The sequence below is a fragment of the Bradyrhizobium sp. USDA 3262 genome (assembly GCF_054060035.1).
Genome location: NZ_JBSSCT010000001.1, coordinates 1,155,578 through 1,175,930 on the forward strand (window position 1 = coordinate 1,155,578; position 20,353 = coordinate 1,175,930).

21 protein-coding genes and 1 tRNA gene are annotated in these 20,353 nt (G+C 65.6%); 12 read left to right on the forward strand and 10 right to left on the reverse strand.

What is annotated here, in order from left to right:
• The first annotated feature begins 41 nt into the window (after positions 1-41).
• Together ACVWYP_RS05385 and ACVWYP_RS05390 are read left to right on the forward strand one after the other, a co-directional pair.
• Complete coding sequence (locus tag ACVWYP_RS05385; protein ID WP_304497998.1) at positions 42-2,552, forward strand: glycoside hydrolase family 2 protein; 2,511 nt, start codon at positions 42-44, stop codon at positions 2,550-2,552.
• The gene (locus ACVWYP_RS05390; RefSeq protein WP_453945767.1) at positions 2,549-4,351 is read left to right on the forward strand and encodes an alpha/beta fold hydrolase; all 1,803 of its coding nucleotides are present in this window, start codon (positions 2,549-2,551) and stop codon (positions 4,349-4,351) included. The genes ACVWYP_RS05385 and ACVWYP_RS05390 overlap by 4 nt, the downstream gene beginning before the upstream one ends.
• 207 nt (positions 4,352-4,558) lie before the next feature.
• Here the strand turns inward: ACVWYP_RS05390 and ACVWYP_RS05395 are convergent, their stop codons facing one another.
• The 5 genes from ACVWYP_RS05395 to ACVWYP_RS05415 all read right to left on the reverse strand — a co-directional run bounded on the left by ACVWYP_RS05395 (position 4,559) and on the right by ACVWYP_RS05415 (position 7,772).
• A complete protein-coding gene (locus ACVWYP_RS05395; RefSeq protein ID WP_038382777.1) occupies positions 4,559-5,161 on the reverse strand; it encodes an ATP-dependent Clp protease proteolytic subunit in 603 nt (200 codons plus the stop codon).
• 55 nt (positions 5,162-5,216) lie between these two features.
• Positions 5,217-5,570 carry an SRPBCC family protein gene (locus ACVWYP_RS05400; RefSeq protein WP_304498001.1) on the reverse strand — a complete coding sequence of 118 codons (354 nt, stop codon included), beginning with the start codon at positions 5,568-5,570 and terminating at the stop codon, positions 5,217-5,219.
• The gene (locus tag ACVWYP_RS05405; RefSeq protein ID WP_016841428.1) at positions 5,567-5,881 is read right to left on the reverse strand and encodes an ArsR/SmtB family transcription factor; all 315 of its coding nucleotides are present in this window, start codon (positions 5,879-5,881) and stop codon (positions 5,567-5,569) included. The genes ACVWYP_RS05400 and ACVWYP_RS05405 overlap by 4 nt, the downstream gene beginning before the upstream one ends.
• A gap of 149 nt (positions 5,882-6,030) precedes the next feature.
• Positions 6,031-7,323 (reverse strand): ammonium transporter, encoded by a 1,293-nt coding sequence (locus tag ACVWYP_RS05410; protein ID WP_439711136.1) that lies wholly within the window; start codon positions 7,321-7,323, stop codon positions 6,031-6,033.
• A 110-nt stretch (positions 7,324-7,433) separates the two neighbouring features.
• Positions 7,434-7,772, reverse strand: a complete 339-nt coding sequence (locus ACVWYP_RS05415) for a P-II family nitrogen regulator (protein ID WP_016841426.1) — start codon at positions 7,770-7,772, stop codon at positions 7,434-7,436.
• A 330-nt stretch (positions 7,773-8,102) separates the two neighbouring features.
• On the opposite strand from ACVWYP_RS05415, the gene ACVWYP_RS05420 reads away from it, so the two are divergent.
• Positions 8,103-8,993, forward strand: a complete 891-nt coding sequence (locus tag ACVWYP_RS05420; protein WP_304498002.1) for a DUF4339 domain-containing protein — start codon at positions 8,103-8,105, stop codon at positions 8,991-8,993.
• 43 nt (positions 8,994-9,036) lie between these two features.
• Here the strand turns inward: ACVWYP_RS05420 and tesB are convergent, their stop codons facing one another.
• A complete protein-coding gene (gene tesB, locus ACVWYP_RS05425) occupies positions 9,037-9,900 on the reverse strand; it encodes an acyl-CoA thioesterase II (RefSeq protein WP_016841424.1) in 864 nt (287 codons plus the stop codon).
• A gap of 117 nt (positions 9,901-10,017) precedes the next feature.
• Between tesB and ACVWYP_RS05430 the strand changes: the two genes are divergently transcribed.
• A complete protein-coding gene (locus ACVWYP_RS05430; RefSeq protein WP_304498003.1) occupies positions 10,018-11,238 on the forward strand; it encodes a ubiquinone biosynthesis hydroxylase in 1,221 nt (406 codons plus the stop codon).
• 110 nt (positions 11,239-11,348) lie between these two features.
• Here ACVWYP_RS05430 and ACVWYP_RS05435 read toward each other — a convergent pair whose 3' ends face one another.
• Positions 11,349-11,546 carry a Trm112 family protein gene (locus tag ACVWYP_RS05435; protein ID WP_029080935.1) on the reverse strand — a complete coding sequence of 66 codons (198 nt, stop codon included), beginning with the start codon at positions 11,544-11,546 and terminating at the stop codon, positions 11,349-11,351.
• A 46-nt stretch (positions 11,547-11,592) separates the two neighbouring features.
• Entirely contained in the window at positions 11,593-12,129 is a 537-nt protein-coding gene (locus ACVWYP_RS05440) for a TetR/AcrR family transcriptional regulator (protein ID WP_304498004.1), read from the reverse strand.
• Positions 12,130-12,223: 94 nt separating this feature from the next.
• Between ACVWYP_RS05440 and ACVWYP_RS05445 the strand changes: the two genes are divergently transcribed.
• From ACVWYP_RS05445 to ACVWYP_RS05470, 6 genes are all read left to right on the forward strand, one after another.
• Positions 12,224-12,574 carry a hypothetical protein gene (locus ACVWYP_RS05445; protein ID WP_304498005.1) on the forward strand — a complete coding sequence of 117 codons (351 nt, stop codon included), beginning with the start codon at positions 12,224-12,226 and terminating at the stop codon, positions 12,572-12,574.
• An 11-nt stretch (positions 12,575-12,585) separates the two neighbouring features.
• Positions 12,586-13,392, forward strand: coding sequence for a crotonase/enoyl-CoA hydratase family protein (locus tag ACVWYP_RS05450; protein ID WP_304498006.1), 807 nt, complete (start codon positions 12,586-12,588; stop codon positions 13,390-13,392).
• The gene (locus ACVWYP_RS05455) at positions 13,389-13,811 is read left to right on the forward strand and encodes a PaaI family thioesterase (protein WP_304498007.1); all 423 of its coding nucleotides are present in this window, start codon (positions 13,389-13,391) and stop codon (positions 13,809-13,811) included. Before ACVWYP_RS05450 ends, ACVWYP_RS05455 begins: the two co-directional genes overlap by 4 nt.
• 161 nt (positions 13,812-13,972) lie before the next feature.
• Positions 13,973-16,507 (forward strand): bifunctional diguanylate cyclase/phosphodiesterase, encoded by a 2,535-nt coding sequence (locus ACVWYP_RS05460; protein WP_304498008.1) that lies wholly within the window; start codon positions 13,973-13,975, stop codon positions 16,505-16,507.
• A gap of 228 nt (positions 16,508-16,735) precedes the next feature.
• Entirely contained in the window at positions 16,736-17,026 is a 291-nt protein-coding gene (locus ACVWYP_RS05465) for a PepSY domain-containing protein (protein ID WP_026192068.1), read from the forward strand.
• 10 nt (positions 17,027-17,036) lie between these two features.
• A complete protein-coding gene (locus ACVWYP_RS05470) occupies positions 17,037-17,591 on the forward strand; it encodes a cytochrome b/b6 domain-containing protein (protein ID WP_304498009.1) in 555 nt (184 codons plus the stop codon).
• Positions 17,592-17,660: 69 nt separating this feature from the next.
• On the opposite strand, the gene ACVWYP_RS05475 is transcribed toward ACVWYP_RS05470, so the two are convergent.
• Both ACVWYP_RS05475 and trxA read right to left on the reverse strand, forming a co-directional pair.
• Positions 17,661-18,335 (reverse strand): LON peptidase substrate-binding domain-containing protein, encoded by a 675-nt coding sequence (locus ACVWYP_RS05475; protein ID WP_304498010.1) that lies wholly within the window; start codon positions 18,333-18,335, stop codon positions 17,661-17,663.
• 30 nt (positions 18,336-18,365) lie between these two features.
• Positions 18,366-19,286: a thioredoxin gene (gene trxA, locus ACVWYP_RS05480; protein WP_026192069.1), complete on the reverse strand. Its 921-nt coding sequence runs from the start codon at positions 19,284-19,286 to the stop codon at positions 18,366-18,368.
• A gap of 221 nt (positions 19,287-19,507) precedes the next feature.
• Here trxA and ACVWYP_RS05485 point away from each other — a divergent pair, with 221 nt between their 5' ends.
• Both ACVWYP_RS05485 and ACVWYP_RS05490 read left to right on the forward strand, forming a co-directional pair.
• Positions 19,508-19,999, forward strand: a complete 492-nt coding sequence (locus tag ACVWYP_RS05485) for an SRPBCC family protein (protein WP_304498011.1) — start codon at positions 19,508-19,510, stop codon at positions 19,997-19,999.
• Between the two features lie 160 nt (positions 20,000-20,159).
• Positions 20,160-20,234 (forward strand) — tRNA-Gly (locus tag ACVWYP_RS05490).
• The last annotated feature ends 119 nt before the right edge of the window (positions 20,235-20,353 follow it).

Consider the following 20,353-nt stretch of genomic DNA (forward strand, 5'->3'; position numbering starts at 1 on the left):
GCTTGCCGGTCATGAGAATGCGTGTGTGCACGGACACTTTTGTGTCGACGACCGAGACGGCCGAGCTCCTGGACAGCGGCTGGCGCATGGTCGTCTCGCCGGCCGGCGCGTGGGCGTCTCCGGCGGCGATCGACGGCAGTGCCGAATGGCTGGAGGCGGCGTGCCCCGGCACGGCCGCAGCTGCGCTGGAAGGGCTTGGCCGCTGGGACCGCAACCATCCCGCTCCGCTGCACGACCAGGACGTCTGGTATCGTCGCCGGCTCGATGCCGCAGGACCCGTCCGTCTTGTATTTGACGGCTTGGCGACGGTCGCGGAGGTCTGGCTCGACGATCGCCTCGTGCTGTCCTCGACCTCGATGTTCGAGCGCCATGATGTGGCTGTGACGCTTGCCGGCGGCGAGCAACTGGTCATCGCGTTCCGCAGCCTCAAGCGCCATCTGGAAACCTTGACCGGTCCGCGTGCGCGCTGGAGGCCGCGCATGATCGACGATCAGCGGCTGAGGCTCGTGCGGACCACGCTGATCGGCCATATGCCGGGTTGGTCCCCGGGCTTCGACATCGTCGGACCGTGGCGGCCGATCAAGCTGATCCGCGATACTGATCGTCAAGCCGTGCGCGATGTGCAGATGCGGGCCGACCTCGCCGGCACGACAGGGCATCTTTCGGTCACGGTCACGCTGGTCGAGCCGTTGGACGGCACGCCGGCCATGATCGCCTGCGCGGGCGCTGTCGCCGCGTTGACGGCCGAGACGGCCACGCGGCTGACGGCAAGACTGGATATCGCGAACGTTGCGCCATGGTGGCCGAACAGCCATGGTGAACCGGCGTTGCACGAGGTCGTCCTGACGCTCGGCCCGATGCGAATTGCACTCGGCCGCGTCGGCTTCCGGCATATCGAGATCGATCGTGGTGCCGACGGCCGCGGCTTTCGGCTGGTTGTCAATGGCGTATCCGTCTTTTGCCGCGGCGCGGTGTGGACGCCGTCCGATCCGGTGCGGCTGCCGTCCTCGCGCGCGGAAGTCGCGCGTGACCTCGATCTTGCACGGCAGGCCGGGGTTAACATGCTCAGGGTCGGCGGCACGTTCGTCTATGAGAGCGACGCATTTCACGAGCTTTGCGACGAGATGGGCATCCTGGTCTGGCAGGACCTGATGCTCGCCAATTTCGACTATCCGGCGAAGGACGAAGCCTGGCAGGCGTCGCTCTCGCGCGAGGTCGGGAATCTGCTCGGGCGGCTCAGGCATTCGCCGTCACTCGCCGTTCTGTGCGGCGGCAGCGAGGTGGCGCAGCAGGCGGCGATGATGGGCTTGCCGACGTCGATGGACCCGACGCCCTGGTTCGACAAGGTGGTGCGCCCCATCGCCGAAGCGCAGCGTCCCGACGTGGTGCTTGTGACGTCATCGCCATCCGGCGGCAACCTGCCGTTCACGGCCGATGGCGGGCCGACGCATTATTACGGGGTCGGTGCCTATTGCCGTCCGCTGGATGACGCGCGCCGGGCCGAGGTGCGCTTCGCGAGCGAATGCCTTGCCTTTGCCAATGTGCCTGACAAGGCAACGCTGGATGCGCAACTGCCGGTGCCGCCGGTGCACGATCCGCGCTGGAAGGCGGGTGTACCGCGCGACGTCGGCGCCTCCTGGGACTTCGAGGATGTGCGCGAGCATTATCTGGAAACGCTTTTTTCCGTCGACGCACGCCGGCTGCGCATCGAGAATACCAGTCGCTATCTCGAGCTTTCCCGTGCGGTGACGACCGAGGTGGTGGAGCGCACCATCGACGAATGGCGCAGACCCTGTTCGCTGACGGCCGGAGCGCTGCTGTTCTTCTGGAAGGATTTGCGGCCGGGTGCGGGTTGGGGCGTGGTCGATTCGACCGGCCGGCCGAAACCCGTCTGGCACGGGCTCAGGCGGGCATTTGCCCCGTTGCGGCTGATCCTGAGCGATGAGGGCGTCAACGGGCTGACCGTCCATGCCGTCAACGATACTGCGAAGACCGTCCAGGCGACATTGTCGCTGACCTGTCTGCGGGACGGCGTCACGGCGGTGGTGTCGGCGCGCCGGCCGATCAGCGTGCCGGCGCACGGTGGCCTGTCGCTTTCGGCCTTCTCGGTGCTCGGCGCGTTTTTCGATATCTCCTACGCCTATCGCTTCGGGCCGCCCGGACATGAAGTCACCGTGGCAAGGCTGGAAGACGATGACGGGAAGGTCCTTGCCGAGGCCTTCCATGTGCTGCCGGATGTCATGACCGCGCGGCGCGACGTGGGCCTGACTGTGAGTTTGGTGCGCCGGAAGGACGCGTGGCGGCTGCGGCTCGCCTGCAAACGCGCGGCCTATCACGTCTCCATCCAGGACGATCTGTTCGTTCCAGGGGAGAACAATTTTCATCTGATGCCGGGCACCGAGCGGGAGGTCGGCCTTGACGGTCCGCATGTGGCGACGCCTGGCGGCACGGTGACGGCGCTCAATGCCGATCGCGACATGAGCTACGAGGCGCCCAGAGTAGAAGAATTGGAAGTCGGGCGGACAAATGAGTCCGCCGGGAGCGTGACATGAAACCAGTTGTCTTTGCCGATACCATCGGCTGGCTGAACGAAGCGAAGGGAAGGCGGGGTGTCGTTATTGCCGGCGCGCACGGTCATGAGGATCTGTGCAGTCGCCGATTCCTGAAGCTGTTGTCCGACAAGGCGGCCGCGGCGGGCCTGCCTACCCTGTTGTTTGACTATCCCGGCTGCGGCAACGCGGTCGGCGACCACGCGGCGCCGGGCCAGGTGATGGCCTGGACTGCGAGCATCGGCGCGGCGATCGACCGGTTGAAGCGGGATTGCGGCGTCGAGGATGTCATCCTCGCCGGCTTCCGTCTCGGCGCGCTGCTGGCCCCGCTCGCTGCGGCGGGGCGGGACGACGTGGCAGGCCTTGCGCTGCTCGCGCCACCGGGTTCCGGCAAAACCTATGTGCGCGAAATCACCGCGATGTCGCGCGTGATCGATGGGGCACTCGCCAAGAGCGGCGCAAGCGACGCGACGTTCGCCGAGGGACGCGAAGCCGTCGGCTTCCGGCTTTCGCATGAGACGCTCGCCGATCTGTCGAGACTGGATTGGCGGCGGGCCGTCGCGGCCCTTCCGCACCTGCCGATGCTTTTGATCGCGAACGGACAGCCGTTGGCAGGCTCTGAAATCCGCGACGGTCGAACTTCTTTCGAAGGCGCGACAATCGCGGAGTTCAAGGACTATCATCTGCTCATGTGCGACCCGACCGCGAACCGGGTTCCGGCCGACGTTGTCGGTTGCTGGACGGACTGGCTGTCCGATCGGGCCGTCGCCGGCGCGGTTCAGCGCGTCGAATCCTTGCGCGGCCGCGAGATACTGGAGGGGTCGCACTACACGGAAGAGCCGGTTGTGATCGGGCAGGCGTCATCGATCTGTGGCGTGCTGACCCGGCCGCGTGTCAGCCATGCTGCGGCCGATCCGGTCATCTTCCTCAACTCCGGCGGCGTGCCGCATGTCGGCTGGGCGCGTGGCACGGTCGAGGCGGCGCGCGAGCTGGCGGCTGCCGGCGTGGCGTCGCTGCGCATCGACCTGCCGGGCATCGGTCTGAGCGACGATGCTGCGAGCGATCGTCTGTTCCTCTATGATTCCAGCACCCGCCTCGACGTCAGCGCGGCGATCGACTGGATGCAGCGGGCGGGCTTTGCCAAGGTCGAGCTTGTGGGCACATGCTCGGGCGCCTTCCAGGCCCTTCACACTGCGCGCGCGGACCGCCGCGTCCGCGCCCTGACCATGATCAACCCGCTCTGCTTTGCCTGGAACAGTTCCTACGCGCTGGAGCTTACGGCCTGGAAAGCATACGAAACCTCCAAGGCGAATCGCGGAAGCCAGCAGCAGATCGGTCCGGCGGAGGGGCCTGCGATGACGACCAAGTCCGCCTGGAAGCTGTCAGTGTCAGATAGCGCCAGGCGGCTGGTGCGGCGCGGATTGGAAGCCGTCAAGTCGACGTTGTCGGCGACGCATCCGTCAGCCCTGCTTGGTCGTAACCGCGTCGAGCGCTGGATGCGCGAGCTTTGCAGTCGCGACGTACGCGTCCTCATGGTCACCTCGGACGGCGATCTCAGCCTGCAGGAGATCGCACGCCATTTCGGCCAGGACGGCAAACGGCTCACAAGCATCCCTGGCGTGACGCGGCTGACGCTGCCGAACGCCGACCATTCGCTCACGCCTCGTCATGCGCGGCGCACTGTCGTCGCGAGCCTGATCGATCGCCGCGGCGGCAAGCGTGGAGGATCGATCGGTCCCGATGCCGCGCGGGCCATCGCGCCGCACACCGAGCTGAAGCGTAAATCGATGGCGCTGTCATGAAACGGTGCGGCCGCTCTAGTGTCCCGAATCCGAAGTTCGCATCATTCGCCGCACCTTCGGGACGAACTTCGGATTCGATAAGGACACTAGCAAACTTATGATTCTAGTGTGCTTTATGAATGCGAAGTTCGCGAAGGTGGTTGCCGCGAAATCGCACGAACTTCGCATTCAGCACACTAGCGACCGACGCGGCACCGGATCATACTTTCAGGCGGCGTCGCGTTCGGCGAAGACCTTGTCGATCAATCCCCATTCGAGCGCCTGCTGCGCGGACATGAAGTGATCGCGATCCAGGGTCCGTTCCACGTCGGCTTCGGTGCGCCCGCAGTGCTGCGCATAGAGCCGGATGATGCGCCGTTTGGTCTCCTGCATTTCGGTGGCATGAATCAGGATGTCGGATGCCTGGCCTTGGAAGCCGCCGAGCGGCTGATGCACGTGAAGACTCGCATTCGGAAGCGCGGCGCGGTGACCGGGCTCGCCGGCCATCAGCAGGAACGATCCCATCGAGCGCGCCGTGCCCATGCACAGCGTGTGCACCGGCGCCTTGATGAACTGCATGGTGTCGTACATCGCAAGCCCGCTGGTGATCACGCCGCCATAGGAGTTGATGTAGAGGTTGATCGGCTTGTGCGGATTCTCGGCCTCGAGGAATAGCAGCTGCGCGCAGACCAGTCCGGACATCGCATCATTGACCTCGCCGTTCAGGAAGATGATGCGCTCGCGCAGGAGCCTGGAATAGATGTCGAAGGAACGTTCGCCGCGGGTCGACTGTTCGACGACCATAGGGACGAGTTGCATCATGTCGCGCATCGGTGACCTCCATTGCTGCAGGTGATGAAGTCTCAACAGGTGTTGAAGTTTGGGATTAAGCCGCGCGCATCAGGCAGCGGTTGTTGCTGTTGGCCGCTTGCGGTTGCTTTGCTCTGTTGTCGCAGGCTTGCTGGATGATGCGAAAGCGGGTGCCGCCGGCCTCGTTCGGCTCGATCCGGAAGGTGACATGGCTTTCGCGAAACGGCGGCTCGGACTCGCGCAGCCGGTAACGCACCTCTTCGCCTGTGATCGACGATTCAGGTTCAGCGCGAGCGAGATCGCAATCCGGCAGCCAGCGTTCGCGCAGGGCTGGAATGGTGACGGCGCGCCATACTTTCTCAGGCGGTGCGTCGAGCTCGTATTCGATCACCAGGGCCGCGTCGGCGTCAGGCTCAACCGTGTCGCTCATTGATCCATGTCCTTCAAGAGGTCGGAGAGCGCTTCGATGCGCTTCGGCCAATAGGCGCGGTAGCGGGCGAGCCAGGTCCCGATGCTGGCGATGCCGTCCGGGTCGACCTCATAGTTCACGAAGCGGCCCTGTCGCTGCTCGCGCACCAGTCCTGCCGCGCGCAGCACCGCCAGATGCTGCGACATCGCCGGCTGGCTGATCTCGAGCCCGTCGCGCAAGGCGCTGGCATTCAGGCTGCCGCCGGCCAGCTTCTCAAAGACCTTGCGGCGGGTCGGATCGGCCAGCGCCTTGAAAATATCGGTATCGACCATGCCGACACATAAGCACATACTTATGTGTCGTGCAAGCCTGAACTGTCCCGTGCAGCGTGACGTCGCGGCGCGCGGGTACTTTGCATGGGGTTGTTTTACGAATTCGCCCGCGCAGCGCCCATCTCGTCCCGCCGATACGAGCTCGGCTGCTACTGCAGCGCTTCGCCGTGCTGCGAGATGTCGAGGCCCTCCAGCTCCTGCTGCATCGAGACGCGCAGCGGGACGAAGGCGCTGACCAGCTTGAGCAGCACGAAGGTGACGCCGCCGCACCAGACAAAGGTGGCCGCGACGCCGTAGAGCTGGATCAGCAGCTGCTTCGGATTGCCCTCGAGCAGGCCGGACGTGCCGCCGATCGCGGAGGCCGCGAACACGCCGGCAAGCAGCGTGCCGGTCAGGCCGCCGATGCCGTGCACGCCGAACACGTCAAGCGAGTCGTCATATTTGAAGCGATGCTTCAGCCAGGTGCAGGCCCAGAAGCAGACCAGGCCGGCAATGATGCCGATGATGACGCCGTGCCACGGCGCGACGAAGCCGGATGCCGGGGTGATGGTGCCGAGCCCCGCGACCGCGCCCGAGATCATGCCGAGCACCGACGGCTTGCGGCGCGTCGCCCATTCGATCGCGCCCCAGGTCAGCGCGCCGGCGCAGGCCGCAAGATGGGTGGCGGTGATCGCCATCACCGCGCGCGAATTGGCCGCGAGCGCCGAACCGCCGTTGAAGCCGAACCAGCCGACCCAGAGCAGGCCGGTGCCGACCACGGCGAGCGACAGATCGAACGGCGAAAGATTGTCATGGCCATAGCCGTGGCGGTTGCCCATCACCTTGGCCGCGACCAGGCCGCTGATGCCGGCGGAGAGATGCACGACAAGACCGCCGGCGAAATCCAGCACGCCCGCCGATGCGAGGAAGCCGCCGCCCCACACCCAATGCGCCAGCGGCACATAGGCGAAGATGAACCAGCCGATCGAGAACAGCACATAGGCAGAGAACCGCATGCGGTCGGCGACCGAGCCTGCGACCAGCGCCACCGTGATGATCGCGAACGTCATCTGGTACAGCATGAACAGCGCTTCGGGGATGGTCTTCGCCGCCGGATTGATGCTGTCCATGGTGATGCCGGCCAGGAACCAGCGATCGAGCGAGCCGAGCCATGGACCGTCGCCGACGAAGCTCAGCGAATAGCCGAAGGTGACCCAGAGGATCGAGACGAGCGCAACGGCGGTGAGGCTCTGCGCCATCGTCGCCAGCACGTTTTTCTTGCGCACCATGCCGGAGTAGAACAGCGCCAGTCCCGGGATCGTCATCATCAGCACCAGCGCGGTGGCGACGATCATCCAGGCGGTGTCGGCGGCGTTGATGCCGGAGCTGGATGCCGAGTCTTGCGCGAAGGCCGGCGTGGCCTGTGCGAACAGGATTGCAGCAGTGATCGGCGCAGCTGACATCGCTGCACGAAGAGCTCGTGCCCCCATCATCATTCCCCGGCGGTGGTCGTTTCGTGGTGCGGATTGTTTGCGTACGCCGGCGTCGTTGCCGGCGGCGATGTCGATAACTCTCAGAGCGCGTCGTTGTCGGTCTCGCCGGTGCGGATGCGCAGCGCGTGGTCGATCGGCGTCACGAAGATCTTGCCGTCGCCGATCTGGCCGGTGCGGGCGTGCTGGGTGATGACGCTGACCGCCTTGTCGGCGAGCTCGGTATCGACGGCGATCTCGATCCGAAGCTTGGGCAGGAAGTTCACGACATATTCGGCGCCGCGATAGATCTCGGTATGACCCTTCTGGCGGCCATAGCCCTTCACCTCGGTCACAGTCATGCCGTGGACGCCGATCGCAGTCAGCGCCTGGCGCACCTCATCGAGCTTGAACGGTTTGATGATCGCGACGACGAGTTTCATGGTTCAGGCCTTCATTCCCTTGAGGTTTTCCGTGTGCGCCCGTCCCCGGAGCGGCATTTGCCGTCCCGCGAGCCGGCACCTGCTGCCTCCCGGAGCGGCAATTTGCCATCCCCGAGCCGGCGTTTCGCGTCCGCTAAATCTGGCAGCTTTCTGGGCAAATGGCATAAAAAAGTTGCAGGTTGAAGCGGAAAACATGCGCAGCGCGTGAGCTCCCTCACTGTACGGATTGGAAACGCTCCGCCACAATGTGGCTTTCCCGCCCCGGCCAGCGCTCTTGCTGGTTCGTTTCGCCTATCGCGCGTCCCTGCGCGCGCCCCGAGGAAACAAGAAATGTCGAACCGAAACTGGTTTTATGCATCTGAAGGCCAGCAAAAGGGCCCCCTGCCTGAAACCCAGCTCCGCGACCTGATCACCCGGGGCATGGTCGGGGCCGACACCCTGGTGTGGACCGAGGGCATGGCCGGCTGGCAGAAGGCCGGGGAGATTCCGGGCCTCGTCCCGAGCGCCGAGGCTCCGCCGGCATTTCCGCAGGCCGGCGGACCGCCGCCGGTGGTGGCGTCCGGAAGCTACAGCGGAGGCACGCTGTCGGCCGACTTCCCGATCTGGGGTCTGTTCGGACGCAGCCTCCTGATGTTCATCGGCCAGATTCTCGTCATCCCGGCGCCGTGGACCGCGACCGGCCTGTACCGCTTTGCGATCCCCTATATCCGCGTGCCGGGCCGCCCGCATTTCGCCTTCACCGGGCAGCCGCTCGACATCTGGTGGGTCTTCATCGTGCTCGGCCTTCTGACCTATGCCGGCGCGGCCAACAGCAACATCGTGACGCTGCTCTCGCTGCTGTTGCAGGGCTTCCTGAGCTGGATGATCGTGCGCTGGATCATCGGCCATCTCAGCTCGAGCGGCCAGGACCTGCCGATCTCGTTCAAGGGCAGCCCGGTCGCCTATGTCGGCTGGTACGTGGCAATGGTGGTCTCGGCCATCACCATCATCGGCTGGGCCTGGGTGCTGACCGCCTGGATGCGCTGGATCTGCCGCAACATCGACGGCACACGCCGCGAGGTCAGCTTCAACGCGTCCGGCATCGAGGTGCTGTGGCGAACCATCGTGTTCACGATCGCCTGCGGCTTCCTGATCCCGATTCCGTGGGTGCTGCGCTGGTACGGCAACTGGTTCGTCTCGCAATTCGCGCTGACCGAGCGCGGAGCCTACGCCGGCCAGTAAGCGCGATCTCATCGTGCCGACCGGCTCTGGTCGAGCGTGAGCTCTACGCCTTTCGCTCGCGCACCGAACCTTCTTGCGCGACGGACGCCACCAGTGTGCCGTCGGGCTTGAAGATCAGGCCGCGTGTCAGGCCGCGGCCTGACTGCGCGCTCGGCGAATCCTGCGCGTAGAGCAGCCATTCGTCGGCGCGGAACGGGCGATGAAACCACATCGCGTGATCGAGGCTCGCCGGCATCATGCGCTTGTCGAACAGCGTGCGGCCGTAGCGCGCCATCACGGCATCGAGCAGCGAGAAATCCGACGCATAGGCGAGCGCGCACAGATGCAGCGCCGGATCGTCGGGCAGCTTGGCCGCGGTGCGGATCCAGACATGGATGCGGCCGTCGTCGATCTTCTGGCCGAAATAGCGGCCAAGCTCGACCGGGCGCAGCTCGATCGGCCGGTCGCTCTCGTAATAGCGGCGGATGAACTCCGGCATCTCCTTGAACATCGGCTGCTTCGACACCTCCTCCGCGGTCAGCTTCTCCGGCGGCGGTACGTCGGGCATCTTCTCCTGATGATTGAAGTTGCTCTCTTCCTCGGCATGGAACGACACCATGATGGAGAAGATCGCGTTGCCGTGCTGGATCGCGGTGACGCGGCGGGTGGTGTAGCTCTTGCCGTCGCGCAGCCGCTCGACCTGGTAGATGATCGGGATCTGCGGATCGCCGGGCAGGATGAAGTAGCAATGGATCGAGTGCGGCAGCCGGCCCTCGACGGTGCGGCAGGCCGCCACCATCGCCTGGCCGATCACCTGGCCGCCGAACACGCGCTGCCAGCTCGTCTTCGGGCTGTTACCGCGGAACAAATTCACCTCGAGCTGCTCGAGATCGAGGATGGACAGCAGGTCGATCAGGCTCTTGGACATGGATAGGCCCCGGAATGACGATTGGGGCTGTTAGCCGCCCTTGTTTCTAAACTCTGTTTCGCCCAGCTAATATCAGGTAGCAAGTCTCCTTTGATGGCGTAATCGAGTAAGGATCGCATGCCGGCACAGCGAAGTATTGTCATCTGCGGGGGCGCATTTGCAGGGTTGGCGCTGGCCGTGGCGCTGCGCCAGGGGCTTGGGCCCGACATCCCGGTCATCGTGGCCGATCCGGCGCTGAGCCAGCGCCCGAGCCGCGATCCGCGTGCGACCGCGATCGTGGCGGCCTGCCGGCGACTGTTCGAGACCCTCGGCGTCTGGGGCCAGGTGGCGCCGACCGCGCAGCCGATCACGGATATGGTCGTGACCGACTCCAGGCTGGAGGACGCGATGCGCCCGGTATTCCTGACCTTCGCCGGCAATGTCGAGCCCGGCGAGCCGTTCGCCCATATGGTCGAGAACCGCTATTTGATCGATGCGCTCGCGAGCCGTGCCGAAGCCGAGGGCGTCGAGCTGCGCGCCACCGCGGTGTCGAGCTTCGCGTCGCGCCCCGACGGCATCAGCGTCACGCTGGCCGACGGCACTGTGATCGATGCGAGCCTGCTGGTTGCCGCCGACGGCGCCCGCTCGAAGCTGCGCGAGCGCGCCGGGATTGCGACCCATGGTTGGGACTATAACCAGTCGGGCATCGTGGTCACGGTCGGACACGAGCGCGAACATCACGGCCGCGCCGAGGAGCATTTCCTGCCCGCAGGGCCGTTCGCGATCCTGCCGCTGACCGGTAATCGCTCGTCGCTGGTGTGGACCGAGACGCGCAAGGATGCCGCGCGTATCGTCGCCTTGAACGAAGAGCAATTCCACGCCGAGCTCGAGCAGCGCTTCGGCCTGCATCTCGGCGAGATCAAGCCGCTCGACAAGCCGCGCGCGTTTCCGCTCGGCTATTTCGTCGCGCGCTCGTTCATCGCCGAACGGCTGGCGTTGATCGGCGACGCCGCGCATGTGATCCATCCGATCGCGGGGCAGGGGCTCAATATGGGCCTGAAGGATGTCGCTGCGCTCGCGGAGGTCGTGGTCGATGCGGCGCGGCTCGGCATGGACCTCGGCCAGGCCGACGTGCTCGAGCGCTACCAGCGCTGGCGGCGCTTCGACACGATGGCGATGGGCGTCGCCACCAACTCGCTGAACTTCCTGTTCTCCAACGAATCGACGCTGCTGCGCACCGTGCGCGACATTGGCCTCGGGCTCGTCGATCGCGCGCCGCCGTTGAAGGAGATGTTCATCCGCCAGGCGGCGGGACTGTCAGGCGAGGTGCCGCGGCTGCTGAAGGGCGAGGCGCTGTAGCGGTTGTGGAGGTTCCGTAGCCCGGATGAAGCGAAGCGAAATCCGGGACCGGCCTTTCAGCGGTGAGACTTCCCCGGATTGCGCTGCGCTTCATCCGGGCTACGCTGACATCAATCGATCTTCCTCGCCTCTTCCGGCAGCATGATCGGGATGCCGTCGCGGATCGGATAGGCGAGCTTGGCCGAGCGCGAGATCAGCTCCTGCCGCGCGGCGTCGAACTCCAGCGGCCCCTTGGTGATCGGGCACACCAGGATTTCGAGCAGTTTTGGGTCGGCGGTGCTATCGAGATGATCGGTCGTGGAATTCATGGGAGTCTCCGGCTCGCCGTGATCTAGCACATCCAAATGTCAGCTGTCAGCGCTTGGCCATCCGCAGCAGCTCGTCGATCGCGGCCTGCTGACGCGGCTTCGGCAGCGCCTGCTCGGACAGCGCGTAGCCGATGAACGCCCAGTAGAAGATCTGCGCGCGGCCGCGCGCCACGTCGTCGTCGACTCCGGCCTGACGGAGCAGGGTTTCGATATAGCCGATCCGGCGCTGGTCGACCTCGAGCACGGCGGCGCGCGCCACGGCATCGGCGGTGGCCCAGCTGCGCACCGCGCGTTCCAGCGCCAGCCGCGCCGAGAAGGCGCGGCGCAGCAACAGCGCCAGCGCGTCGCCGCCTTCGGGAATGGTCTCAAGCTCGGCGATCACCTGCTCGGCCGCGACCTCGCGCCAATGGGTCAGGATCGCCGCGCGATAGGCGCCGATGTCGGCGAAATGCCAGTAGAAGCTGCCCCGCGAGACGCCCATGGCCTTGGCCAGCGGCTCGGCCTTGAGCGCCGTGAAGCCGCGTCGCGCCAGCGTCTTCAGGCCCTGATCGAGCCAGTTCTTGACCGAGAGCTGTTCCGTCATGGTTCCCCATCCGCGCCGCCCACCATACACAAGTGTATTGACAGGCGCCAGCGGCCGGTATCATATCCATACAGTAGTGTATGGAGGTATCGCAATGCGTGATCTTCTGCTGCAGGGCGCCGGCGTCGTCGCCATCCTGGTCAGCCTGATCCATGGCGTGCTCGGCGAGACCAGGATATTCGCGCGCGCCACCGTCGAGCCGCCGCGGCTGCGGCTCTTGCTTCGCCTGGTCTATCAGGCCGGCACCGTCGCCTGGATCGGCGGCGGCGTGCTGCTGATCGCCGCGCCCGCGATGGCCTCCGATGCCGCGCGGCACTGGATCGTGGCGACGCTCGGCGTCGTGTTCGGCGTCGCGGCGCTCGCCAACGCGGTGGCGACCCGCGGCCGCCACTTCGGCTGGATGGCGATGAGCGCCGTGGTGGCGCTCGCCGCCGCCGGCTACTAGCGAGGCCGATCATGAGGACCGATCGCATCAGCCTCAGCATCGCCGGTGGCGTCGCGGACGTCAGGCTCAACCGCCCGGACAAGCTCAATGCGCTCGATCCGGCGATGTTCGCCGCGATCGCCGAAATCGGTGCGCGGCTCGCGGACAACCGCAAGCTCCGCGCTGTGGTGCTCTCTGGCGAAGGGCAGGCCTTCTGCGCCGGCCTCGACATGGAGCGTCTGGTCGCAACGACGGAGGGTGAATCCATCCTGCCCTTTGCCGATCTCGGCCAGCGGACCCACGGCATTGCCAACTTTGCGCAGCATCTGGTGTGGCTCTGGCGCGAGCTGCCGGTGCCGGTCATCGCCGCCGTCCACGGCATCGCCTTCGGCGGCGGCTTTCAGCTGATGCTCGGCGCCGACATCAGATACCTCGCACACCGCACGCGCCTTGCGATCATCGAAGCCAAATGGGGCTTGGTGCCCGACATGGCCGGCACGCAGCTGATGGGTCATCTCGCGCGCGAGGACGTGGTCCGTGAACTCACCTATACCGCGCGCGTCTTCTCCGCGGAGGACGCGCTTGGTCACGGCTTCGCCACCCGGATCGTCGAACAGCCGCGCGAGGCCGCGCTGGAGACGGCGCGCGCGATCGCGGACCGCAGCCCGGATGCGATCCGCGCCGCCAAGCGGTTGCTGAATCGTGCAGCCGATCGCGATGCGGCGACCGGACTTGCAGCCGAAACCGCCGAACAGGCGCTTCTGCTCGGCTCGCCCAATCACATCGAGGCCGTCAGGGCGAATCTCGAGCGGCGGCCTCCGCAATGGAGTTTTACATGACGACTGGCCCGGGCTTCGATCTCGAACGTCTCGTTGCGACCAATGCGTCGGCCGCCTTCAATCGGCTTGCCGGCTTCGAGGTTGTCTCCGCCGGAACCGGCACGGTGGAACTACGGATGCCGTGGCGCGACGATCTCACCCAATATGCGGGACACTTGCACGCCGGTGTGATCGCGGCGCTGCTTGACACCGCCTGCGGCTTTGCCGCGGCGTCTATCGTGGGTTCCGTCACCGCATCGCATTTCTCGATGAATTGCCTGAAGCCCGCGCTGGGCCGCTGCTTCATCGCGAAAGGCACCACATTGCGTGCCGGACGCAGGCAGGTCTTCGCGCGCGCGGAACTTTTTGCGGAGAACGAGCAGGGTGAGACCTCGCTGGTTGCAACAGGTGAAACCGTACTCGTTCCGCTGGCAGGCTAAGCCGCGCGGATCGCGCATGACTGTGAAATTTATGGAGCCATCAATTTCGGTGCGGAATCGGCTTACGCGCGGATAACCATGCCACTGAAAGTTGCAGAATATTATCGAGAAGACAATTCAATCAGCCTAGCCTGTGCGTACGGACAACCATGGACCGACGCATGTTTCGTGTTTTTACGTGCCTTTCAGGTGAGCATGACTGGCGGCTCGTTCTGCTCGCCGGACTGGTCTGCTTCGTCGCCAGCATTGTGGCCGTCAATATTTTTCATCGTGCAATTGCATCGCAGGCGAGGACGCGGCTGATCTGGATTGCGATCGCGGGAGCCGCCATCGGTTACGGCATCTGGGCAACGCATTTCATCGCCATGCTGGCCTATGAGCCGGGAATCCCGACCGGATACGGCATCGTCCTCACCGCGCTGTCGCTCGCCGCGGCGATGATGCTGACATCCGGCGGCCTTGGCCTTGCCGCCAGCGACTCCAGCCGCTGGCGCGCGCCGGTCGGCGGCGCCGTGATCGGAGCCGGCATCGCCAGCATGCACTATCTCGGGATGTGGGCGCTGGAAGTACCGGGCCACGTGGTCTGGTCGCTCGATCTCGTGGCGGCCTCCGTCGTGCTCGGCATGCTGTTCGGCTACGCTGCGCTGGCGATCGCGGTCCGCCGTCAGGACCGCTGGATGTCGCTCGTCGCGGCGCTGCTGCTGACGCTTGCGATCGTGTCGCATCATTTCACCGCGATGGGCGCGGTCGAGATCGTCCCGGATCCGTTGCAGGCTCCGGCGGCCCTGTCGCTCTCGCCTGCCTTCCTCGCCATCGTGATCGCCGGCGTGGCGCTGTCGGTGCTCGGGATGAGCCTGGTCGGCGTGCTCGCGGATCGCCGGCTGGCGCTTCGCACCCGCCGCTTCGAGGAGATCATCAGCCAGCTTTCGTCGGCGCGACAGCAGGTCGAGGCGTCGCAGAAGGAGCTGGAGGAGCAGAGGTTCCGGCTGGATACCGCGATCAACCACATGGGCGAGGGCCTCTGCATGTTCGATGCGGAGAAGCGCCTCGTCGTTTGCAATGATCGCTACGCCAAGATGTACCGGCTGCCGCCGGAATTGCTGCTGCCCGGCACGGCCCATCGCGAGATCATCAGGCATCGCATCGCCAACGGCATTCTCAAGGGCGAGACCAGCGACAGCGCCGCGACGCAGGTGCTCGCGACATTGAACGCGCTCCCGGCCGGCGAGATCAGCAGCCGGGTCGACGAGCTCGCCGACGGCCGCCTGATCTGCGTGACGCGGCAGCCGATGCCCGGCGGCGGCTGGGTGGCGACGCATCGCGACGTCACCGAGCAGCGGCGCTCGGAGGCCAAGATCACCTATATGGCGCAGCACGACGCGCTGACCGATCTGCCGAATCGCGTGCTGCTCAAGGAGTGGATGGAGCGCGCGCTGTCCGGTGCCCGGTGCGGCGGACCGAGCCTTGCGGTGCTGATGCTCGATCTCGACCGCTTCAAGGACGTCAACGACACGCTCGGGCATCCGGCGGGCGATGCGCTGCTGAAGTCGGTGGCCGCGCGCTTGCGCAGGTGCGTCAGCGATACGACGCTGGTTGCGCGGCTCGGCGGCGACGAGTTCGCGGTGATCGACTATGTCGGCGATCCGGTCACGGAAGCAGGCCTGCTCGCCGAGAAGATCAGGAAGGCGCTGAGCGAGCCGATAGATCTCGGTGATCACCGGGTGACCACCACGACCAGCATCGGCATTGCGATCGCACCGCGCGACGGCACCGATTCGGACGAGGTGCTGCGCAGCGCCGATCTCGCGCTTTACTCGGCCAAGAGCGGCGGGCGCGGCTCGTTCCGCTTCTTCGAGCCGGAGCTCGATCGGCTGCTGCAGGCCCGGCGCAGCCTCGAGCGCGACATGCGCAGTGCGCTCGCCAATGGCGAGTTCGAGCTGCACTATCAGCCGTTCATCCATGTCGCGAGCGGGGAGACCTGCGGCTTCGAGGCGCTGCTCCGCTGGCACCATCCGCAACGCGGCATGGTATCTCCGGCGCAGTTCATTCCGCTGGCGGAGGAGACCGGCCTGATCGTGCCGCTCGGGGAATGGGTGCTGCGCACCGCGTGTGCGGAAGCCGCCAAATGGCCCGACGACCTCAAGATCGCGATCAACCTGTCGCCTGTGCAGTTCAGGAGTCCGGAGTTGGTCCCGGTGATCGTGCACGCGCTGGCGAGTGCCGGAATTTCGCCGGAGCGCCTCGAGCTCGAGGTCACCGAAACGGCCATCATTCAGGATAGCGAAGCGGTGTTTACCGCGCTCAGCCAACTGCACGATCTCGGGGTGCGGATCGCGCTCGACGATTTCGGCACCGGCTACTCGTCGCTGAGCTTCTTGCAGAAGTTTCCGTTCGACAAGGTCAAGATCGACCGCAGCTTCGTCTCCGAGCTCTCCGGCGCATCCGACGAGTCGCGCCGGATCGCGCGCGCGATCGTTCGCTTTGCCGTCAGCCTCGGCAAGACCACGACGGCCGAAGGCGTCGAAACCAGGGAGCAGCTCGACATCCTCCGCGCCGACGCCTGCGTGGAAGTGCAGGGCTTCCATTTCAGCCCGCCGGTGCAGAGCGAGAAGGTCGCACAGATGATCGGCGGGCGAACCCCGGCAGCGGCCGAACGGCCTACGGTTCGTCTCGCAATGGCGGGTGCCGCGTCCTGATCGACGGGCTGCGCCGGGCGGCCCCGATACGCATGAGGCGTAAGGCCGCAGCACGCCGTCAAAACCAAACTGCGCGTGGAGCGCAAAGCGGTTTTCGCGACCGTTAGAATTCCTCTAAAGCCAGCCTCCGCGGCGCTTCCTTGACTTGGCAATCGCCTCAGCATTCTTCACGCATGTGCCCTGCGCGAAGGCGTTGTGGGCATGATTGTCAACGGAGGGGAGATACGCGTGAGAGTGATTTTGAGCGCTGCACTTGCAGCATGCGTCCTTGGGAGCGTTCTTGGGCTGACCGGATCGGCGGCGTTCGCCGACGGCTACAAGAATTGCACCAAGCTCGACAAGGCGTCGTGGAAGCCGGCAAGCGAAGCCGAAGCCAAGGCCAAGGCGCTCGGCTACGAGGTGCGCCGGTCGAAGGTCGAGGGCTCCTGCTACGAGGTGTACGGCGTCAAGGAAGGCAAGCTCTACGAGCTGTTCTACAGCCCGGAAGATCTCAGCCTGAAGCACACCATCGCGAAGTGAAGCAGGCGCGATGACGAAGGCGGCGCCGGGCGCCCGCGGTGCGACCAGCGTGCAGGTCTGGGACCTGCCGCTACGGCTGTGGCACTGGGCGCTCGCCATCCTCGTCCTGGTCGCCTGGGTGACGCCCAGCACCTATGACCGGCTGCACCGGCTGGCGGGTTATTCGGTGATCGGGCTGCTGGCGTTCCGGCTGATCTGGGGCTTTGCCGGCACGCGCTACGCGCGTTTCGGCAGGCTCGGCATCCGCCTGCGCGCGGCGCCGCGCTACATCTGGAATCTCCGCCGCGGCATCACCGGGCGCTATATCGGGCTCAACCCCGCGGGCACCGTGATGCTGGTGGCGCTGCTGTTCCTGCTTGCAATCTCGACGATCACGGGCGCGATGGAGGTCACCGTGACCTTCTTCGGTGTCTGGTGGGTCGAGGACACCCACGCCTATGCCTCGGATGCGGTCATCATCCTGGTCGCCCTGCACGTGCTCGGCGTCATCGTGGTCGGCTTGCTGCAGCGTCAGAATCTGGTGCGCGCAATGTTCACCGGCCGCAAGCAACTGCGCAATCGCTGATGGGCGGGAAACTTTTTGGTTTGACGCTTTTCTTCACGCGAGCCGGCGGCCGCTTCGCTCGAAAGCGCCTTACTGCACCGGCGGGTCGCCAGAGGTGCGCTTCTTGGCGAGGTCCATCTCGGTGACCGCGATCAGGATCTCGGCGCGGGTCTTCAGGTCCGGCGCCTCGAGCATCGCCTGCTTCTCGGCCGGACCATAGGGCGACATCATCGCCAGCGCATTGACCAGCGCCTCGTTGGGCGCGGACTCGATACCTTCCCAGTCGACCTTCAGATTGTTGGCTTCCAGGAAATCGGCCAGCACTTCGAGCAGCGCCTTGCGGTCGACGGCCTCCTCGCCCTTGCGCGCCGTGAAGTCGCCGACGAAGGAGAAGAAGTCGACCTTGCACTGCCGGTACGGCGTCTGCACGGTCAACTCCTCGACCACCTTGAAGCGCGCGACGCCGGTCAGTTCGAGAATGTAGCGGCCGTCGCCGGATTCGGCGAGCTGGGTGATGCGGCCGACGCAGCCGATCCGGAACAGGGCCGGCTGCGCCTCTTTCTGCGAATGCGCCACGTCGGGCTGGATCATGCCGATCAGGCGGTGGCCGTCGCGCAGCGCGTCGTCGATCATCGCGAGATATCGCGGCTCGAAGATGTTGAGCGGCATCTGGCCGCGCGGCAGCAGCAACGCGCCGGGCAGCGGGAACACCGGGATCACCTCCGGGAGTTCGCCGGGCCCGCGATATTCGGCATTGATCGGCATCTGCGGTCCCGCTGCTGTGACGGGCGTGCTTTACGAGAACAGGATGGTCGACAACCGCTTGCGCCCCTCGACGGTTGCCTCATCGGTGCCGCCCCACGCCTCGAAGAACTGCACCAGCTGCTTGCGCGCGCCGTCGTCGTTCCACTTGCGGTCACGCCTGACGATGGCGAGCAATTGCTCGGTCGCTTCCGTGCGCTTGCCCATCGCGTTGAGCGCGGTGGCGAGATCGAATCGGGCCTGATGATCGAGCGGGTTTGCGGCGACTTTCTGTTCCAGCTCCGCGACCGGGCCGACCGCTTCAGCCTGTTCGGCGAGATCGATCGCCGCCTGCACCGCCTTCACCGCGGCGTCGTTGCGCTTGGATTCCGGAACCATCGCCAGCGTCTGCTTGGCTTGCTCCATCGCACCCGACGTGACGTAGCACTTGGCGAGGCCGGCGAGGGCCGCGATGTTGGTGGCGTCGTGCGCCAGCACCTCGGCATAGATCTGTGCGGCCTGGGCGGCGTCGCCCTCGGCAAGCACGGCGTCGGCCTCGGCCAGGATCTCGGTGAGATTGGGCTCGCCGGCGGCCGGCACGCCCTTGGTGATCTTCTCGATGAAGGCGTTGACCTGGCTCTCCGGCACCGCGCCCATGAAGCCGTCGGCGGGCTGGCCGCCCACGAAGGCGATCACGGCCGGGATCGACTGGATGCCCATCTGGCCGGGAATCTGCGGATGCTCGTCGATGTTCATCTTGACCAGCTTGACCCGGCCCTTGGCGTTACGAACCGCCTTCTCCAGGATCGGCGTGAGCTGGCGGCAGGGACCGCACCACGGCGCCCAGAAGTCGATCATGACCGGCTGACGGCGCGATTCCTCGATGACGTCCTTGACGAAGGTCTGGGTCGTCGTCTCCTTGATCAGATCGGGCGCTGCCTCGGGCGTGGGGCCGCCCTGCTCCATTATCGTCACGTTGTCCTCGCCTGCTTCTGAGGTCGGAAATCCGGGGGCGTTCTAGCACGCCCGGAACGGCACGTTCAGCCGTTCTGTCAGCTAGAGCATGATCCCGGAAAAGGGGGAACCGGTTTCCGGGATCATGCTCCGTAAATGGCAGTCAGCCAGCAAAATTCAATCGCTTGGCCGCCTGTCCCGTTCCATCGGAGATCGGGTGGGTTGGTGCCGCGGAACGGCCGATGATGGCGATCCTTCATGGCAGCAGGGGAGCGCCCGTGGCAAAGGCCTATTACAGCACGGTGTTCGAGCAGCCGGCCCGCGAGGTCTGGAAAATCATCCGCGATTTCAACAATTACCCGGTCTGGGTCCATGGCGCGGGGACGAGCGAGATCGAGGACGGCAAATCCGGCGATAGCGTCGGGGCCGTGCGCAATGTGCTGTACCGGGAGCGGCGGATCCGGCAGCGGCTGCTTGCGCAGTCCGACGTCGAGCGCTTCCAGACCTATGAATTTGTCGACACCCCGACCCTGCCGGTGACGGATTTCAGCGCGACCCTGCGGGTAACCCCGGTGATCGACGGCGACCGGGCCTTTATCGAATGGTCCGCCGTGTTCGATTGCGACCCGACCCGCCGCGTCGAGCTGACCCAGACGCTGACCGGCTGGTTCGAGACCTGGCTCGAATCGCTCCGGGATGAGATGGCCCTGAGGCAGGTTCCGGCGGAAATCTAAAAAGAAATCGGCGGCACGGCCGGTTTCGACCGATTCGGGGTCAATTTTTAGGGAAACCGGGCGATTTCGTGGGGCTCGGATCGCGCTCTTGTGTTGCATTCACAGACAGCTTTTGGCATAGGTCTGCCGTTGCCGGCGAGTGATCGCCGCCATTTCGGATGCGGGTGTAGCTCAGTGGTAGAGCACGACCTTGCCAAGGTCGGGGTCGAGGGTTCGAGCCCCTTCGCCCGCTCCAAAATATCTCGCTGACCGAGCTGACAGTCTGATGAAGGCCCGCTGATGAGGCCCGCGCCGTTGGCGCGGGCTTTTTGCTGTCCGGCTACAGGCCGCATCTCCAAGCCGCGATTGCGAGGT

Excerpts from the sequence above, each read along its gene's own strand:
- ACVWYP_RS05390 (WP_453945767.1), top strand. The coding sequence starts at position 2,549 with ATGAAACCAGTTGTCTTTGCCGATACCATCGGCTGGCTGAACGAAGCG.
- ACVWYP_RS05395 (WP_038382777.1), bottom strand. The coding sequence starts at position 5,161 with ATGCGCGACATGATGCAACTCGTCCCTATGGTCGTCGAACAGTCGACC.
- ACVWYP_RS05400 (WP_304498001.1), bottom strand. The coding sequence starts at position 5,570 with ATGAGCGACACGGTTGAGCCTGACGCCGACGCGGCCCTGGTGATCGAA.
- ACVWYP_RS05405 (WP_016841428.1), bottom strand. The coding sequence starts at position 5,881 with ATGGTCGATACCGATATTTTCAAGGCGCTGGCCGATCCGACCCGCCGC.
- ACVWYP_RS05410 (WP_439711136.1), bottom strand. The coding sequence starts at position 7,323 with ATGTCAGCTGCGCCGATCACTGCTGCAATCCTGTTCGCACAGGCCACG.
- ACVWYP_RS05415 (WP_016841426.1), bottom strand. The coding sequence starts at position 7,772 with ATGAAACTCGTCGTCGCGATCATCAAACCGTTCAAGCTCGATGAGGTG.
- ACVWYP_RS05420 (WP_304498002.1), top strand. The coding sequence starts at position 8,103 with ATGTCGAACCGAAACTGGTTTTATGCATCTGAAGGCCAGCAAAAGGGC.
- tesB (WP_016841424.1), bottom strand. The coding sequence starts at position 9,900 with ATGTCCAAGAGCCTGATCGACCTGCTGTCCATCCTCGATCTCGAGCAG.
- ACVWYP_RS05430 (WP_304498003.1), top strand. The coding sequence starts at position 10,018 with ATGCCGGCACAGCGAAGTATTGTCATCTGCGGGGGCGCATTTGCAGGG.
- ACVWYP_RS05435 (WP_029080935.1), bottom strand. The coding sequence starts at position 11,546 with ATGAATTCCACGACCGATCATCTCGATAGCACCGCCGACCCAAAACTG.
- ACVWYP_RS05440 (WP_304498004.1), bottom strand. The coding sequence starts at position 12,129 with ATGACGGAACAGCTCTCGGTCAAGAACTGGCTCGATCAGGGCCTGAAG.
- ACVWYP_RS05445 (WP_304498005.1), top strand. The coding sequence starts at position 12,224 with ATGCGTGATCTTCTGCTGCAGGGCGCCGGCGTCGTCGCCATCCTGGTC.
- ACVWYP_RS05450 (WP_304498006.1), top strand. The coding sequence starts at position 12,586 with ATGAGGACCGATCGCATCAGCCTCAGCATCGCCGGTGGCGTCGCGGAC.
- ACVWYP_RS05455 (WP_304498007.1), top strand. The coding sequence starts at position 13,389 with ATGACGACTGGCCCGGGCTTCGATCTCGAACGTCTCGTTGCGACCAAT.
- ACVWYP_RS05460 (WP_304498008.1), top strand. The coding sequence starts at position 13,973 with ATGTTTCGTGTTTTTACGTGCCTTTCAGGTGAGCATGACTGGCGGCTC.
- ACVWYP_RS05470 (WP_304498009.1), top strand. The coding sequence starts at position 17,037 with ATGACGAAGGCGGCGCCGGGCGCCCGCGGTGCGACCAGCGTGCAGGTC.
- ACVWYP_RS05475 (WP_304498010.1), bottom strand. The coding sequence starts at position 18,335 with ATGCCGATCAATGCCGAATATCGCGGGCCCGGCGAACTCCCGGAGGTG.
- ACVWYP_RS05485 (WP_304498011.1), top strand. The coding sequence starts at position 19,508 with ATGATGGCGATCCTTCATGGCAGCAGGGGAGCGCCCGTGGCAAAGGCC.